12 protein-coding genes are annotated in these 14,300 nt (G+C 62.0%); 8 read left to right on the forward strand and 4 right to left on the reverse strand.

Annotated elements, in window-relative coordinates:
• Positions 1 to 14: 14 nt before the first annotated feature.
• Together ggt and pobA are read right to left on the reverse strand one after the other, a co-directional pair.
• Positions 15 to 1,805, reverse strand: a complete 1,791-nt coding sequence (ggt, locus tag PM2_RS07875) for a gamma-glutamyltransferase (protein WP_028698841.1) — start codon at positions 1,803 to 1,805, stop codon at positions 15 to 17.
• A gap of 61 nt (positions 1,806 to 1,866) precedes the next feature.
• The gene (gene pobA / locus PM2_RS07880; protein ID WP_016713903.1) at positions 1,867 to 3,054 is read right to left on the reverse strand and encodes a 4-hydroxybenzoate 3-monooxygenase; all 1,188 of its coding nucleotides are present in this window, start codon (positions 3,052 to 3,054) and stop codon (positions 1,867 to 1,869) included.
• Between the two features lie 172 nt (positions 3,055 to 3,226).
• On the opposite strand from pobA, the gene PM2_RS07885 reads away from it, so the two are divergent.
• The 7 genes from PM2_RS07885 (at position 3,227) to PM2_RS07915 (ending at position 11,545) form a co-directional block, all read left to right on the forward strand.
• Positions 3,227 to 4,105 (forward strand): helix-turn-helix domain-containing protein, encoded by an 879-nt coding sequence (locus tag PM2_RS07885; protein WP_016713902.1) that lies wholly within the window; start codon positions 3,227 to 3,229, stop codon positions 4,103 to 4,105.
• Between the two features lie 72 nt (positions 4,106 to 4,177).
• A complete protein-coding gene (locus PM2_RS07890; protein ID WP_016713901.1) occupies positions 4,178 to 4,576 on the forward strand; it encodes a MerR family transcriptional regulator in 399 nt (132 codons plus the stop codon).
• A gap of 19 nt (positions 4,577 to 4,595) precedes the next feature.
• Positions 4,596 to 5,495, forward strand: a complete 900-nt coding sequence (locus tag PM2_RS07895) for a hydroxymethylglutaryl-CoA lyase (RefSeq protein WP_016713900.1) — start codon at positions 4,596 to 4,598, stop codon at positions 5,493 to 5,495.
• 636 nt (positions 5,496 to 6,131) lie between these two features.
• Positions 6,132 to 6,371: a DUF3203 family protein gene (locus tag PM2_RS07900; protein ID WP_016713899.1), complete on the forward strand. Its 240-nt coding sequence runs from the start codon at positions 6,132 to 6,134 to the stop codon at positions 6,369 to 6,371.
• 121 nt (positions 6,372 to 6,492) lie between these two features.
• Positions 6,493 to 7,896, forward strand: coding sequence for a cytochrome c oxidase accessory protein CcoG (ccoG, locus tag PM2_RS07905; RefSeq protein WP_016713898.1), 1,404 nt, complete (start codon positions 6,493 to 6,495; stop codon positions 7,894 to 7,896).
• A 50-nt stretch (positions 7,897 to 7,946) separates the two neighbouring features.
• Positions 7,947 to 9,356 (forward strand): GntR family transcriptional regulator MpaR, encoded by a 1,410-nt coding sequence (gene mapR / locus PM2_RS07910; RefSeq protein ID WP_016713897.1) that lies wholly within the window; start codon positions 7,947 to 7,949, stop codon positions 9,354 to 9,356.
• A 122-nt stretch (positions 9,357 to 9,478) separates the two neighbouring features.
• Positions 9,479 to 11,545 (forward strand): hybrid sensor histidine kinase/response regulator, encoded by a 2,067-nt coding sequence (locus PM2_RS07915; RefSeq protein WP_028698840.1) that lies wholly within the window; start codon positions 9,479 to 9,481, stop codon positions 11,543 to 11,545.
• 9 nt (positions 11,546 to 11,554) lie between these two features.
• On the opposite strand, the gene PM2_RS07920 is transcribed toward PM2_RS07915, so the two are convergent.
• Entirely contained in the window at positions 11,555 to 12,301 is a 747-nt protein-coding gene (locus PM2_RS07920) for an SDR family oxidoreductase (RefSeq protein WP_016713895.1), read from the reverse strand.
• Positions 12,302 to 12,419: 118 nt separating this feature from the next.
• Entirely contained in the window at positions 12,420 to 13,337 is a 918-nt protein-coding gene (locus PM2_RS07925) for a LysR substrate-binding domain-containing protein (protein WP_016713894.1), read from the reverse strand.
• 194 nt (positions 13,338 to 13,531) lie between these two features.
• On the opposite strand from PM2_RS07925, the gene PM2_RS07930 reads away from it, so the two are divergent.
• Positions 13,532 to 14,281 carry an SDR family NAD(P)-dependent oxidoreductase gene (locus PM2_RS07930; RefSeq protein WP_016713893.1) on the forward strand — a complete coding sequence of 250 codons (750 nt, stop codon included), beginning with the start codon at positions 13,532 to 13,534 and terminating at the stop codon, positions 14,279 to 14,281.
• Positions 14,282 to 14,300: the final 19 nt, after the last annotated feature.

Consider the following 14,300-nt stretch of genomic DNA (forward strand, 5'->3'; position numbering starts at 1 on the left):
GCGTTCTATCACGGCTAGTCGCCAAGGGCCACACCTTCACGCCGCGGGTCAGCCCCGCCCGACCAACCCTCGCCACTGCGCTGGATGATCTGCATACCGCTGGTCATGGTCATGGGCGTTACCTCGTGCCCCCAGGCTGCCAACTGCCGGATCAGCGCCGGGCTGCTCAGCCCCGCTTCCACCTCGGTGCCAGCATTGCGGCTGCCAAAGTTGGGCAAGCCTGCGGCCTGTTGCGGGTCGAGCTGCCAATCCAGCAAGCCAACCAACGCCTTGTTCACATAGCCGATGATCTGCGAGCCGCCCGGTGACCCCAGGCTGGCCACCAGATCGCCCGAGGCTCGCGAGAACACCAGCGTGGGTGCCATGGCCGACAGCGGCCGCTTGCCCGGCTGTACCCGGTTGGCCACGGGTTTGCCATGCTCCTGCGCAATGAACGAGAAGTCAGTGAGGTGGTTGTTGAGCAGGAAGCCCTTGACCATCAGGTGCGAGCCGAACGCCGCCTCCACCGAGGTGGTCATGGCCAGGGCCTGGCCGCTGTCATCCACCGCGCTGAGGTGCGAGGTGGAAATGCGCAATGGCGAGCGATCCGGGGCCAGGGCCAAGTCGGCGCCCTGGGGTTGGCCCGGGCGAGCCCGTTTCATGCTGTGTTCGCCAATCTGCGCTGCACGGCTGGCCAGGTAGTTGGCGTCGGTAAGCGCCTTGACCGGGACCGGCACGTAATCGCTGTCGGCCAGGTATTGTGCGCGGTCGGCATAGGCCAAACGCTCAGCCTCGGCGATCAGGTGCACGGCCAGTGGTAATGCCTCCAGGCCAGCCGGGGATGCATTCGCAAGCGGGCGCAACACTGCCAGATCGCGCTGCGGCGTGGCGCGCTGTACGGCTTCGAGAATGCCCAGGGTCTGCAACACCGTCACCCCGCCCGAAGACGGCGGCGGCATGCCGCAGATGCGCCAGGCCTTATAGGGGCCGCACACGGGCTCGCGCTCTTTGGCCTGGTACTGCTGCAAGTCCTGCAACGAGAGGTAACCGGCATTGGCATGGCTGCGCACCGTGACCACGATGGCTTCGGCAATCTCGCCGGTATAGAACGCGTCAGGGCCTTGCGCGGCAATCTGATCGAAAGCCTGCGCAAGCTCGGGGTTGCGCAGGATCGTTCCCACCGCCAGCGGCCTGCCCTGCTCATCCAGGAAGTAGCGGGCCATGGCCGGTGACCGGGCAATGAACGGGTCTCCGGCCAGCAGGGTGTGAAGGCGCTCGGACACCGGGAAACCGTTGCGTGCCAGCGCGATGGCCGGCGCGAACAGATCGCGCCAGGGCAGCTTGCCGTGCTGATCGTGGGCCAGTTTCAAAGCACGCAGAACACCCGGCACGCCAACCGAGCGCCCGCCAATCTGCGCCGCCCTGAATGGCATCGGTGTGCCGTCGGCTTGCAGAAACAGCGTTTGCGTCACAGCCGCCGGTGCGGCCTCGCGGCCATCGAACGCCTGCACGCGCTTCCCGTCCCAATAGAGGATGAATGCCCCGCCGCCAATACCGCTGGATTGCGGCTCGACCAAGGTCAGCACCATCTGCATCGCAATGGCCGCATCGATGGCGCTGCCACCGGCACGCAACATTGCCCGCCCCGCTTCGCTGGCCAACGGGTTGGCTGCAGCAACCATATGGCGGCTGGCCTGCACGGGCCGCAAGCCTGTGCGGTAGCCAGAGGCCAGCTCGGGAGGTGCGGGCAGCACCTGGTCGGCACAGGCCAGGCCACTGGCGGCTACCAGGCAAAGGGCGCTGATCAGGGGTGGAAAGAAGTACATCGGCATGCTTCCTGCGAACTTCAAAAGCCCCGAAGATACCCTGTCGTACCCCTGAAAAAAACTAAACCACTTCCTCGAACGGCAAGCCCACGTAGTTCTCGGCAATGTTCACCAGCCCGGCTGGCGACGTCAGGAAGTACTCGCGGTCGGCCTCTTGCATCTTCTGGTCCCAGGCGTCTTTGTGGCTGCCGAAGTCGTGCAACAACTGGGTCATGAACCAGCTGAAGCGCTCGCCTTTCCACACCCGGCGCAGGGCCAGCGGGGAGTATTGCTGCAGCAGGTCGGTGCGCCCTTCGCGGTAAACCTTGACCAGAATGCGATACAGGTAATTCACGTCCGACGCTGCCAGGTTCAGGCCCTTGGCACCGGTAGGCGGGACGATGTGCGCCGCGTCACCCACCAGGAACAGGTGACCATACTGCATCGGTTCTACCACCAGGCTGCGCAGCGGGGCGATGCTTTTTTCCAAAGCCGGGCCTGTGACCAGGTCAGCCGCTACGTCGGCGGGCAAACGGGCTTTCAGCTCGTTCCAGAATCGCTCGTCCGACCACGCTTCGACCCGGTCCTGCAAGGGTACCTGCAGGTAGTAGCGGCTGCGTGTTTGCGAGCGCTGGCTACACAACGCGAAACCACGCTCGTGGTGGGCATAGATCAACTCGTGATTGACCGGCGGCGTGTCCGAAAGCAGGCCCAGCCAGCCAAACGGATAGACCCGCTCGTACTGCTTCAACACACCTTCGGGAATGCTCTGGCGCGATACACCGTGGAAGCCGTCACACCCGGCGATGTAGTCGCAATCCACCCGGTGCGACTGGCCGTCCTTCTCAAACGTGAGGTAGGGCTTCTCGCCCTTCAGCTCATGTGGCTGAACATTGCTGGCGGAATAGATGATCGGCGCGCCACTGGCTTCACGGGCCTGCATCAAGTCACGGGTGACTTCGGTCTGGCCGTATACCATGACGGTCTTGCCGCCGGTCAGGGCTTTCAGGTCCAGGCGTTGGCGGCGCCCGCCGACCAGCAACTCGACCCCTTCGTGCACCAGGCCCTCACGGTCCATGCGCTCGGCCACACCGGCTTCGCGCAGCAGGTCGACAGTGCCTTGCTCCAGCACCCCGGCACGGATGCGGCCAAGTACGTATTCAGGCGTCTGGCGCTCGACGATGACGTTATCGATGCCGGCCTTGTGCAGCAGTTGGCCAAGCAGCAGGCCAGACGGACCTGCACCAATAATTGCAACCTGAGTTTTCATTGTTGTTGTCTCTGTTCGGACGATGCCGGCCCTGGACTGGCAGTGGGGCGGCATCTGCTGTTAGGGTTTGCCCTTGCATTTTTACTGGCAAAAAAAGCTACCGAAGTGTGCTATTCCATCTAAAACCTGCACTTTTATAAAAAACGTTCGATTAACGGACAGGCTACCCCTGATGAAATCCACCCTCCCCGGCGTTCCGTTGTTCAAGCTGTATGGCGAAAACCAGGCCTGGCCCGGCACCGACCTGCTGCACTGCGAATCGATCCCTGCGCGCAGCCGCCTGCACCACTGGGAGATCAAGCCACACCAGCATGCCGAGCTGTTCCAGTTGCTGTATGTACAGCGCGGCCAGGCTCAGGTGGAGATCGAAGGGTTGCGCAGCGCCATCGGCGAAGCGGCGATCCAGGTGGTGCCGCCGATGACCGTGCATGGCTTTCGCTTCAGCGCCGATATCCAGGGCTATGTGCTCACCTTCGGCACCGCGCTGGTGGCGAACCTGGAGCAGCGCCTGGGCATGCCGCTGGCGGTGCTGGCGCAACCTGCGTGCTACCCGCTTGGGCATGACCGTGTGCATCTGCGCAGCCTGATCGACACCTTGCAGCAGGAGTACCAAGGCAATGCCCCGGCGCGCGCGGCCATGCTTGAAGCGCTGGTGACCGCGCTGATGGTGTGGATCAACCGCCGCCAGCAACTGGGGCAGGCACCGCGTAACCGCGATGAACGCGACCGGCAGTTACTGGGGCAGTACCTGCGGCTGGTCGAGGCGCATTACCGCGAGCATCTGTCAGTAGAAGCTTTTGCCGCACGGCTGAACGTTCCAAGCCTGCAACTGAACCAGCTGTGCAGGGCTTTGAGCGGGCAGACTGCGTTGCAGGTGGTACACCAACGGTTGCTGCTGGAGGCGCGGCGTAACCTGATTTATACGCGGATGAGTATCGGGCAGTTGTCGGATAGCCTGGGATTCACCGACCCGACGTACTTTGCCCGGTGGTTCAAGCGGTTGACCGGGGAGACCCCTAACGGGTACCGACGCGCTGCGCAGCCGGACTGATTGCGGCAGGCTGCTTGACGTAAACGTCAACCTGCCTTCAGGATACCCGCATACCCCACGCCGAGCCCCAGCATGAGCAACCAGACCTACAGCATCTCCGACCTGTCCCGCGAGCTGGACATCACCACCCGGGCCATCCGCTTCTATGAAGAGCAGGGCCTGCTGAGCCCCGAACGCCGTGGCCTGGAGCGAATCTATTCGGCCCGCGACAAGGTCAGCCTCAAGCTCATCCTGCGCGGCAAGCGCATCGGCTTTTCACTGGCCGAGTGCCGCGAGCTGATCGAGCTGTACGACCCCACCAGCGGCAACCTCAAGCAGCTCAACAGCATGCTGGCAAAAATCGCCGAGCGCCGCGCCCAGCTGGAGCAGCAGATGCTCGATATCCACCAGATGCAACTGGAACTGGACACCGCCCAGGAGCGTTGCGAACAAGCCCTGGCCGCCACCCTGAACAACAAAGACAACCGCTGAACCCCACAGGAATCCCGCCATGTCCTTGCCCAAACACGTCCGCCTGGTCGAAGTCGGCCCCCGCGACGGCCTGCAGAACGAAGCCCAGCCCATCAGCGTTGCCGACAAGGTGCGCCTGGTCAACGACCTTACCGAAGCGGGCCTTGCCTATATAGAAGTGGGCAGCTTCGTCTCGCCCAAGTGGGTGCCGCAAATGGCCGGCTCTGCCGAGGTGTTCGCCGGTATCGACCAGCGCCCCGGTGTTACTTATGCAGCGCTGGCACCCAACCTGCGCGGTTTCGAGGACGCGCTGGCTGCCGGGGTGAAGGAAGTGGCAGTGTTCGCGGCCGCCTCCGAAGCGTTTTCGCAGCGCAACATCAACTGCTCTATCAGCGACAGCCTCAAGCGCTTCGAGCCGATCATGGAAGCTGCGCGCAACCACGGTGTACGTGTGCGCGGCTACGTATCGTGCGTACTCGGCTGCCCTTATGAAGGCAAGGTCAGCGCCGAACAGGTGGCCCCGGTGGCCCGCGCACTGCACGACATGGGCTGCTACGAAGTATCGCTGGGTGACACCATCGGCACCGGCACTGCCGGCGATACCCGGCGCCTGTTCGAGGTGGTCTCTGCCCAGGTGCCGCGCGAGCAACTGGCCGGGCACTTCCACGACACCTATGGCCAGGCCCTGGCCAACGTCTATGCCAGCCTGCTCGAAGGCATCAGCGTATTCGACAGCTCGGTGGCCGGGCTGGGCGGCTGCCCTTACGCCAAAGGGGCTACCGGCAACATCGCCAGCGAAGATGTGGTGTACCTGCTGCAAGGGCTGGGCATTGAAACCGGCATCGACCTCGACCGGCTGATCGCCGCCGGCCAACGCATCAGTAGCGTGCTGGGCCGCGGCAATGGGTCGCGGGTAGCGCGGGCGCGCAGCGCGCAGTAAGTCATACGGGTGTCACACAGGTGTGGGTGAAGTGTTACCGACCCCACATTTCACAGCAAAAAATCGGGTAACAGGGAAACAAATCGGCAGAATCTCAGGCCAAGCACTTTTGACGAAAACCGCTAAGCCACTGATTTTAAAAGACTTTCAAAAGTTGGCACGCACCCTGCTATATCTTTGGTACAAGAACAAAAAAAATGTGACACCCAATAAAAACAACAGGTAACGGCTCTGACATAACAAGAACAACACGGCAGAGGCGTAGCAAGCAGATTTTTTTGGAGTAGACACGCTTTTCAGGGGTACGCCCCGCGGTCTGGCACAGAACAATAAAACTACCTCAAGGTAGCGGCAGCCAGGTTCGGATCAGCCATGATGAAAGCAGGTCAGCGCTCAAAAAAATACGTTTGCTCTTGACCCCGCATGGGGGTCGCCCGCAACACCAGGACAGGCTGACAAAAACAACAAAAGGCCGGTCCCAATAATAAAAAAAGAGCAAGCAACAACGCTTTGAGGGGAGCTTCGGCTCCCCTCAGTGCTTCCCGCCCTCCTCCTTTCTTCTCCTTTCAGCCCCCTGATGCAGCAACCCGCCTTGCATTGTGGTCCACCCTGTAACCCTACAAGGAGGACAACGCCATGCCCGTTGAAATCGACGAAACCACCCGCCGCTGCACCCTGATCGGCGAGAACCTGCGCATCGAAGGCGATGGCCCTGCTATCGAAATCGTCACCGACGAACACCTGCGCATGTCAGTGGCCCTGCTGGCAGGCCAGCGCGTCCCCATTACCGAAGCCGAGGCCGATGCGTTGACCGTAGCGGGTGCGGTGGATAGCCGCAGGCATCTGAAGGCCAGCGTGCCAGGCTCGGTAATTTAAGGCCTGGCGGTCGAAGCCGGGTAATCTGATATGGTTTTTATCGCAAAATCTGAGCCTGTGCTGATAACAGCCTCAGGGCCATAGTGCTCATGCCTGATCGAGGCCTGATGAGCACCGAGCCATGAACAATAGAATCCCTTTCACAGAGATCGCCCCCACCCCAGCCAGCCCCCGACCGCGACACACCGACAGCGGCATTCACACCCGCAGCTTCAGCGGGCTGTACCGCAACCTGCGCATCGGCTTTGCCGGTGCCCTGTTCGTGCTGTTCTTCGGCACCGCTTGGCTGAACTGGAACGGACGCCAGGCCGTGTTGTGGGACCTGGCCAACAGCAAATTCCACATCTTTGGCGCGACCTTCTGGCCACAGGACTTCATCCTGTTGTCAGCGCTGCTGATCATTTGCGCCTTCGGTCTGTTCGCCATCACCGTGTACGCCGGCCGCGTGTGGTGTGGCTACAGCTGCCCGCAGAGCACCTGGACGTGGCTGTTCATGTGGTGCGAAAAGGTCACCGAAGGTGACCGCAACCAGCGCATCAAACTGGCCGCCGCGCCCTGGAGCCTGAACAAACTGGGGCGCCGCACCCTGAAACACAGCCTGTGGCTGGTCATCGGTATCCTCACCGGGCTGACCTTCGTCGGCTATTTCACACCGATTCGCCCACTGGCCGCAGAACTGTTCACCTTGCAACTGGGCGGCGTGGCGCTGTTCTGGGTGCTGTTCTTCACCGCCGCCACTTACATCAATGCCGGCCTGCTGCGTGAAGCGGTGTGCCTGCACATGTGCCCGTATGCGCGCTTCCAGAGTGTGATGTTCGACAAGGACACCCTGGCCGTCGCCTATGACCCACGGCGCGGTGAGGCCCGTGGCCCGCGCAAGAAGGGCAGCGACGTCCAGGCCCAAGGCCTGGGCGACTGCATCGACTGCACGCTGTGTGTGCAGGTGTGCCCCACCGGCATTGATATCCGCGATGGCTTGCAAATGGCCTGCATCGGTTGCGCAGCGTGCATCGACGCCTGCGACGGGGTGATGGACAAGATGGGTTACGCTCGCGGGCTGATTGGCTACAAGTCCGAACACAGCCTGCAGGGCGGTACTACTCACTGGCTGCGCCCACGCCTGCTCGGCTATGCCGCTGCGCTGGTGGTGATGATCGCGGCGCTGGTGGTGGCCTTGCAACTGCGCCCGATGGTGTCGCTGGATGTGATCAAGGACCGTGGCCTGTTCCGTGAAAATGCCTTGGGCCAGATCGAGAACATCTACCTGCTCAAGGTCATCAACAAGACCGAGCGCACCCAGCACTATGCGTTGCGCCTGCTGGACGCCGACGGCTTCACCTTGCAGGGCAACACCGCATTGGTCATCCCGGCGGGCGAAATGAGTGAACTGCCGGTGTCGGTGGCGATGCTCGCCGAGCGCCCGACCAGCAGCTCGCAAACACTCAGCTTCGAAATCAGCGAGCGTGACGACCCCGCCATCCGCAGCGTGGCCCACAGCCGCTTCGTCGCCCCCATGAACCGTTGATCCCTTACACTGACGCCACCTTGCCTGCCAGGCTTCGACAGAAGGCCAGAATGAAACGCTACGAACGCTTTGCCGACGACATTGCCGAACTGATCCGCTCCGGGGTACTGGGCCCCGGCCAGCGCGTGCCCTCGGTGCGCTACGCCAGCCAGACCCACGGGGTCAGCCCTTCTACCGTTTTCCAGGCCTATTACCTGCTGGAGCGGCGCGGGCTGATCCGCGCCCGGCCGCGCTCGGGGTATTTTGTCAACGCCCACGCCCCACGCCAGTTCAGCGAACCTCAAGCGCTGCAGCCGGTCAGCGAGTCTACCGATGTCGACGTCAGCGCCTTGGTGTTTTCGATCCTCGACTCGATCAAGGACCCCAACACCATACCGTTCGGTTCGGCCTTCCCCAGCCCCGAACTGTTCCCGCTGCAACGCCTGTCGCGCTCGCTGGCCAGCGCCAGCCGCAGCATGGACCCGCGCATGGTGGTCACCGACCTGTCGCCCGGCAACCCGCAACTGCGCCGGCAGATTGCCCTGCGCTACATGGTTGGCGGGTTGATGCTGCCCATGGAAGAACTGCTGATCACCAACGGCGCACTGGAGGCCCTGAACCTGTGCCTGCAGGCAGTGACTCAGCCCGGCGACCTGGTAGCCATCGAGGCCCCGGCCTTCTATGCCTGCCTGCAGGTACTGGAGCGGCTCAAGCTCAAGGCGGTGGAAATCCCGGTGCACCCGCGCGAAGGCATGGACCTGGGCGTGCTGGCACAAACCCTGGAGAAGCACCCGGTCAAGGCCGTGTGGTGCATGACCAACTTCCAGAACCCGGTGGGCGCCAGCATGCCGGAAGCCAAGAAACAGGCCCTGGTGGAGTTGCTGGCGCGCCATGAGGTGCCGTTGATCGAAGACGACGTGTACGCCGAGCTGTACTACTCGCAACAGGCGCCCAAACCGGCCAAGGCCTTCGACACCCAGGGCCTGGTGATGCACTGCGGCTCGTTCGCCAAAAGCCTGGCACCGGGCTACCGCATCGGCTGGGTCGCCGCCGGGCGCTTTGCGCAGAAGATCGAACGGCTGAAACTGATGACCTCGCTGTGTGCCTCGATGCCGGCCCAGGCGGCAATTGCCGACTACCTGCAGCACGGCGGCTACGACCGCCACCTGCGCAAGCTACGCTACGCGCTGGAAGGCCAGCAGGCCAACATGCTGGCGGCCATCGCTCGCCACTTTCCGGCGCAGACGCGGGTCAGCCAGCCTTCCGGTGGCTACTTCCTGTGGCTGGAACTGCCCGAACAAATGGACGCCCTCAAGCTGTTCCACATGGCCCTGGCGCAAGGCATCAGCATCGCCCCCGGGCCGATCTTCTCGCCCACCCGGCGCTTCGGCAATTGCATCCGCCTGAACTACGGAAGCCCCTGGCATGACGGCGCCGAACGGGCCATGGAAACCCTCGGGCGGATCATCCGCTCCTTCTGACCATCGAACACTCGGCGGCCGAACGACGGCTGCCGGGCATCGCCCGCCAACTGTGCTGACCCGCTATTCGCATGCAGATGAACACGCTAAAGTCAGAGCCTCCCCTTTTGTCGGACGTCGGCATGCCCTCCCGCGACCTGCGCTCACTGCGCCAACACGTCGAAGCCCTTCAGCGGCAGAACGCGCAACTGGAATCCCAGCTTGCCAGCCTCCAGGACCACGATCAGAACTTCTACCGTTCGTTGTTCGACACCATGGACGAAGGCTTCTGCATCATCGAGTTCTTCGACGGCCCGCACGGCCCGCTCAGTGATTACGTGCATGTACTGGCCAACGCGGCCTACGCCAAGCACGCCGGCATCCCCAACGTGGTCGGGCAAAAGCTGCGCGAGATGGTGCCCGATGAAGCCGATGACTGGGTAGCCCGCTATGGCGCAGTGCTGCGCACTGGCGAACCCCTGCATTTCGAGCAGGAACTGGTCGCCACCGGCCATGTGCTGTCTGTTACCACTTTCCGCGTGGAGCCTGCCGAGAAACGCCAGGTAGCGGTGTTGTTCAAGGACGTTACCGAACGCCGTCGGGCAGAGCAGGCCCTGCAACGCCTGAACGAAGAACTGGAGCAACGGGTAAGCGCTGCACTGGCAGAGCGACAGCTGTTCGCCGAGCTGGTCGACCACAGCGTGGTCAATGTGCATGTGGTCGACAAAGACATGCGTTGGCTGGCCATCAATCGCCAGGCGAAACATGACTTTCAACGGTTGTTCGGGCGTACGCCTGAAATTGGCGATTACTTGCCAGACCTGATCGACGATGAGCCAAACGTTCGGACATTAAGCTTGTCCATGTGGCAGCGTGCCTTGGCAGGCGAGCAATTCGTCGAGATCGGTACATTCGGCAAGGCGCCCGAGCAATACCATTACGAACTGCGTTTCAATGCCTTGCGCGACCATGATGGCGAAATACAAGGCGCTTTTCTGTTTGCCTATGACATCAGCGAGCGCGTACAGGAGCAGAAGCGCCTGGCCAAAGCCGAGGAAGCCCTGCGCCAGGCGCAGAAGATGGAAGCCGTGGGCCAGCTCAGTGGTGGCATCGCCCACGATTTCAACAACCTGCTGGGCGGTATTCTGGGCGCGCAAGAGCTGATGCGCCAACGCCTGAACCAGTCACGCTTCGACGCCATCGAGCCATTGCTGGAGCTCTCCAGCGGCTCGGCTCAACGGGCTTCTTCGCTGGTGCACCGTTTGCTGGCGTTCTCACGCCAGCAGACCCTGCAGCCCTGCTCAACGCAAGTGGCAACATTGGTGGCTGGCATGGAAGAGCTGTTACGCCGCACCATTGGCCCGGCCATCACCCTGAGCAGCCGGTTTGCCTGCGAGCTATGGCCAACGTTCATCGACCCACCCCAACTGGAAAGCGCCCTGCTCAACGTGTGCATCAACGCGCGCGACGCCATGCCAGGGGGCGGCGTTATCGATATCGTCGGCGACAACCTGCTGCTTGACGCGGTACAGGCCCAGGCGCTGGAACTGCCCGCCGGCGAATACGTGCGGCTGAGCATCATCGACAACGGCAAGGGCATGTCGGCGGAGGTGGCCAAGCGTGCCGTAGACCCTTTCTTCACCACCAAGCCCATGGGCCAGGGCACTGGCCTGGGTTTGTCGATGACTTACGGGTTCGTGCGCCAATCGGGTGGGCAACTGCGCGTACTTTCGACGCTGGGTGAAGGCACGCGCATCGAGCTGCTTTTGCCCCGCCACTATGAGCAACCCAAGCCGCCTGCCCCCAAACCGCAGCGCAAGGTACTGGAAAAAGACAGTGCAGTGGCGCGGCGTATCCTGTTGATCGAAGACCAGACGGCCTTGCGCCTGGTGGTTTGCGAAGTGCTGGAAGAGCTGGGTTACCGGGTTGATGCATTCGAGGACGGCCCAACTGCCTTGGCCTACCTGCAAAACGGCGAACGGCCAGACCTGTTACTGAGCGATATCGGCTTGCCCGGCGGCCTGAATGGCCGCCAGGTGGCTGAGCGCTGCCGCGAGCGCTACCCGGACCTCAAAGTGCTGTTCATCACCGGCTACGATGAAAGCGCGGCGCTCAGTGACGGCCAGTTGCTACAAGGCACGCTGGTGCTGACCAAGCCGTTTGAACTGGAGGCGCTGGCCGAGCGGGTCAGTACCCTGCTTGAGGATTGAGGGGCGCGCTCAGCGCCCGCCGCCCAGGTCGATGAAGCTGCCCGTGGAGTAGGATGCCTTGTCAGACAGCAACCAGAGAATGGCCTCGGCCACTTCTTCAGGGCGCCCGCCCCGGCCCATGGGCAAGCCGGGTTCCAGCTTGCTGACGCGGTCCGGATCACCGGACAGCGCATGGAAGCCAGTGTGAATGTAGCCTGGGCGAACGCCATTGACCCGCACGCCCTCGCCAGCCACCTCTTTGGACAGACCAATGGTGAAGGTATCGAGTGCGCCCTTGGAGGCGGCATAGTCGACATATTCGTTGGGCGAACCCAGGCGTGCAGCCACCGATGACACGTTGACGATGGCCCCGCCCTGCCCGCCATGCCGACGTGCCATGCGCAGCAGGGCGTGCTTGGCGCAGAGCATGGGGCCGACGACATTGGTTTTCATGACCTTGAGCAGGCGAAACTCGGACATATCCTCCACCCGGCTTTGCTGGCCGATGGTGCCGGCGTTGTTGACCAATGCGGTGACCGGGCCGAGTTCATCATCAACGCGCTGGAACAGCTGGATGATTTCATCCTCGACGCTGACGTCGGCGCGCACGGCAATGGCCTCGGCGCCCAAGGCGCGGACCTGGCCCAGGATACCTTCGGCGGCCTGCTCGTCGGTGTGGTAGTTGATGCAGATGCGGTAGCCCTGACGGGCGGCCAGCAACGCCGTGGCGGCGCCGATGCCACGGCTGCCGCCGGTGATGACGATGACTTTTTCCATGGATCTGCCATTCGTTCCGGGGAGGGAGAGCCGACAATAGGCGAAATAGCTGTGCGTGGGAATGACCAAGGTCAGGTCAACCCACTCCTATGTTCGCAGCCGTCTTCGGCACCAAGCACTAGAAAGCGAAGCCCTGCCCCAACTCGCTCTCCATCCACTCCAGAAACCGCCGCACTCGCGGGAAGCTGGAATGAGCCCTTGGGAAAACGAGATGGTGCGCTGCCACAGGGACTCGCAACGCATCGGGTGCGACTTCGACCAGCGCGCCAGAGAGAAGATACTTGTGAGCGAGAATTGAACTTTCGAGCGCGAAACCAAGGCCGTGGCTCGCGGCCTCCAAGGTCATGTAAGAGCGGTCAAAACTCAATGCATAAGGTTTCTCAGGGCGCTCCAACCCATGTTGAGCGAACCATTGCGGCCATTTGAGCAGGGTGGCCTCAGACAGAATAAGGTCTTGGCTCAGCAGGTCGCGTGGATGTGAGACAGCACGCTTGGCAAGCAGGCCCGGTGACGCCAGAACAGTGAACGTCTCATCGCGTATCGTGCGGACTTCATAACTTGGCCAGTTCGGTGTGCCGTGGCGGATATCAACATCAATCTTGTCCCGGCTGAAATGCAAGGACTCGTACGAACAGGAGAGGTTGATCTGGATATCAGGATGCGCCAGTCGAAACGCCTCCAGCCTCGGCATGATCCACAAAAGACCAAAACTGGGTGACGAGTGCAGCCGCAGGCAATCAAGGCTGACGTCGCTCGCTGCACGCTCGGTGGCAATTGCCAGGCTATGGAGCACACCCGAAATTTCTTTCAAGTACTGCTCGCCTACCGGTGTAAGCCTCACACCGCGAGCCTCTCGAATGAACAACTGGCGACCGATCATTCCCTCTAGATTGGCGAGTTGATGGCTGACAGCTGAAGGCGTCAAGTCGAGTGTCTCGGCAGCCCGCGCTACATTGCCGAAACGTGCAGTCTGTTCAAAGCACTGAATTGCCCTCAACGGTGGAATGACGGGTATCGCATCGGCAGTGACTTTCATGCATCGGCTTCCGCTGTAGATATTGACCTTGCTTGGAAGACGCATTCAATCATTGGCCATCGCGCAATGCGAGCCATGAATTTTCTTCAGCAACGAGTGATTTTTACCTTATTGCTCGGCCTGTACCTGAAGAACAAGCTGCGCCTATCGATTCAGGTGAATCGAACCCATAAAAATAATCAGAGGTTTCACTCATGCTTCTTCAAGGAAAAGTCGCCATCATCACAGGCGCAGCATCGGCACGTGGTATCGGACGAGCCACTGCCACCACGTTCGCACAACAGGGTGCCCGCGTGGTTATCCTGGACCTGGATGAATCCGCCGCTCGCGACGCTGCCGCCGCGCTTGGCGAAGGGCATCTGGGGCTCGCTGCCAACGTCGCCGACGAAGCTCAAGTGCAGCATGCCGTAGCGCAAATCATTGAGCACTTCGGCCGCATCGACGTGCTGGTCAACAACGCAGGCATCACCCAACCGTTGAAGATTCTGGACATCAAGCACAGCGACTATGACAAAGTGCTGGACGTAAGCCTGCGCGGCACATTGCTGATGTCGCAGGCAGTGATCCCGCACATGCGCCAACAGCAATCCGGCAGCATCATTTGCATGTCGTCGGTATCGGCGCAGCGCGGCGGTGGCATCTTCGGTGGCCCACACTACAGCGCAGCGAAAGCCGGCGTGCTGGGGCTGGGTAAAGCCATGGCCCGTGAGCTGGGCCCTGACAACGTGCGGGTAAACTCGATTGCACCCGGCCTGATCCACACCGACATCACAGGCGGCCTCATGCAGGACGAGCGCCGCCACGCGATCATCGATGGCATCCCGCTGGGTCGCCTGGGTGAAGCACAGGACGTTGCCAACGCTGCGCTGTTTCTGGCCAGCGACCTGTCCTCCTACCTGACAGGCATTACCCTGGATGTGAACGGCGGCATGTTGATCCACTGATGACCGGCCGGATGTAGTT

It is taken from the genome of Pseudomonas monteilii NBRC 103158 = DSM 14164 (assembly GCF_000730605.1).
Lineage (GTDB): Bacteria > Pseudomonadota > Gammaproteobacteria > Pseudomonadales > Pseudomonadaceae > Aquipseudomonas > Aquipseudomonas monteilii.